Genomic DNA, 1,841 nt, shown 5'->3' on the forward strand with positions numbered 1-1,841 from the left:
GCCTCGCCGGCCCCGGCCCCGGCATCCGAACCCGCTCCGCCCGAACCCGCTCCGCCCGAACTCGCGCCGCCCGAACTCACGCTGGCCGAGCTCGCGTCGCCTGCGCCGACGACGGCCGGATCCGGCCTCGGCAGCGCACCGACCGCCGCGGCCGCCCCCACGCTCGCGGCCATCGAGCCGGCGGGCGCGGGCGTCGCATCACCGGCTCCGACTGCGGAGGCCGCGGCTCGGGACACGCGCGACAAGCCGTTCGGCCTCGACTTCCCGGACCTCGATTTCAGCAGCTTCGGCGCGCTCGACGCGCCTGCCGAAGCCACCCAGGAGGAGGCAGGCACGGCGGAGCCCGCCCCTGCGGCCGAGCGCACGCACGGCGATGCGTCCGGGCAGGCACCGGAGCAGATCCTCCCAGCTGCACGGACCGACGAATCCGCCCCCTCCGCGCCCCCGGCGAGGATTCCGGTGGACGCCGAGGTCGACGCCGAGCTGCTGGCGATCTTCATCGAGGAGGCGCACGAGGTGCTCGCCGGCATCGCAGCCGGGCTCGATACCCTGCGCGGCACGGCGGACGAGCTCGCGGAGCTGGTCACCATCCGGCGCGGCTTCCACACCCTCAAGGGCAGCGGCCGCATGGTCGGGCTCGCCCAGCTCGGCGACACCGCGTGGGCGGTGGAGCAGGCGCTCAATCGCTGGCTGCAGCTCGACTGGCCGCTCACGCCCGCCCTGCTGGCCCTCGTCGCCGAAGGCCATCGCGTGTTCTCCACCTGGGTGGCGCAGCTCGAACATGGCGAGGCAGGCGGCGGCGACACCGCGGCCCTGATCGCCGAGGCCAGGCGGCTGCACGAGGCGGCCGAGCCGGTGCATGACGCCGGCCTCGCTGCGGCCTCCGGACAGCTCCCCACCCTCCCCGAGCCGATCGAGGAGCCTGCGGCGGAGGCGGCCGCCCCCGCGCCCGCCCCCGCGCCGATGCACATCGACAGCGTGGACTTCCTGCTCGACGGCGAGATCGGCGATCTCCCGCCGCCTGCGCCCGCTGCGGTCGACGCCGTGCCGGCCTTCGCCCCGGAAGCAGAGGAGGACCTGATCGAGTTCATCGAGCCGCTCGACGAGGGCGCCCCGATCCTGCTCGACGCCTTCGAGCCGTGGTCGACGCCGTCCGGCGAGGCGCGGCTCGACGCGGAGGCCGAAGGCATCGCGGCCCTCGACGCCGCGCCCGCGCAGCCGGGCGAGCCTGCAGCCGGCGAGCCCGACGCCCGCCTTTCCGGCGAACCCGTGCGCGTCGGCGATGGCGACATCTCGCGTGCGCTGCACGAGCTCTACTGCAGCGAGTCGGCCCAGCACCTCGCCGCGCTGGAACAGGAGCTGCGCGCGCTGCACACCGGCGAGCATCCGCCCTCGAGCGCGGGGATACGCGCCGCCCACACCCTCGCCGGCATCTCCGGCACCGTGCGCGCAGAACCCGCGCATCGCCTCGGCCGCGCCCTGGAGCACAGGCTGGAGCGCCTCGCCGACACCGGTCAGGCCCCGGGGACGCGTGCGCTGGCGCTATTCGGCGAAGCCCTCGACGCCCTGTGCGCGATGCGCGAGGAGATCGCCGCAGGACGCACGCCGGAGCCGGCCGACACGCTCGTCGCGCGCCTCGAGGCCGTCGACGACGAGGACGTCACGAAGCCTGCCGGGCGCTCCGAGGAGGCGGTCGGCGCCGCCGACGCCATCTCCGCGACCGCCATGCTCCCCGCGGTCGATGCGACGCCCGCGCCCGCCGCGCTCCCGACAGGGCCGGCAGCAGGGGAGCTCGTCGCCCTCGACGAGGCGCAGCCCGGCGGCGGGACGCCGCTCGGCGC

The 1,841-nt window shown here is 76.3% G+C and carries 1 protein-coding gene; it reads left to right on the forward strand.

Features of this window, described 5'->3' with window-relative positions; genetic code table 11:
* Positions 1-1,841 (forward strand): Hpt domain-containing protein (locus C667_RS22640; RefSeq protein WP_004387380.1); only part of this gene is annotated, 1,841 nt, incomplete at both ends.

Origin of the sequence: Thauera phenylacetica B4P (assembly GCF_000310225.1) — a bacterium.
Taxonomy (GTDB): Bacteria; Pseudomonadota; Gammaproteobacteria; order Burkholderiales; family Rhodocyclaceae; genus Thauera; species Thauera phenylacetica.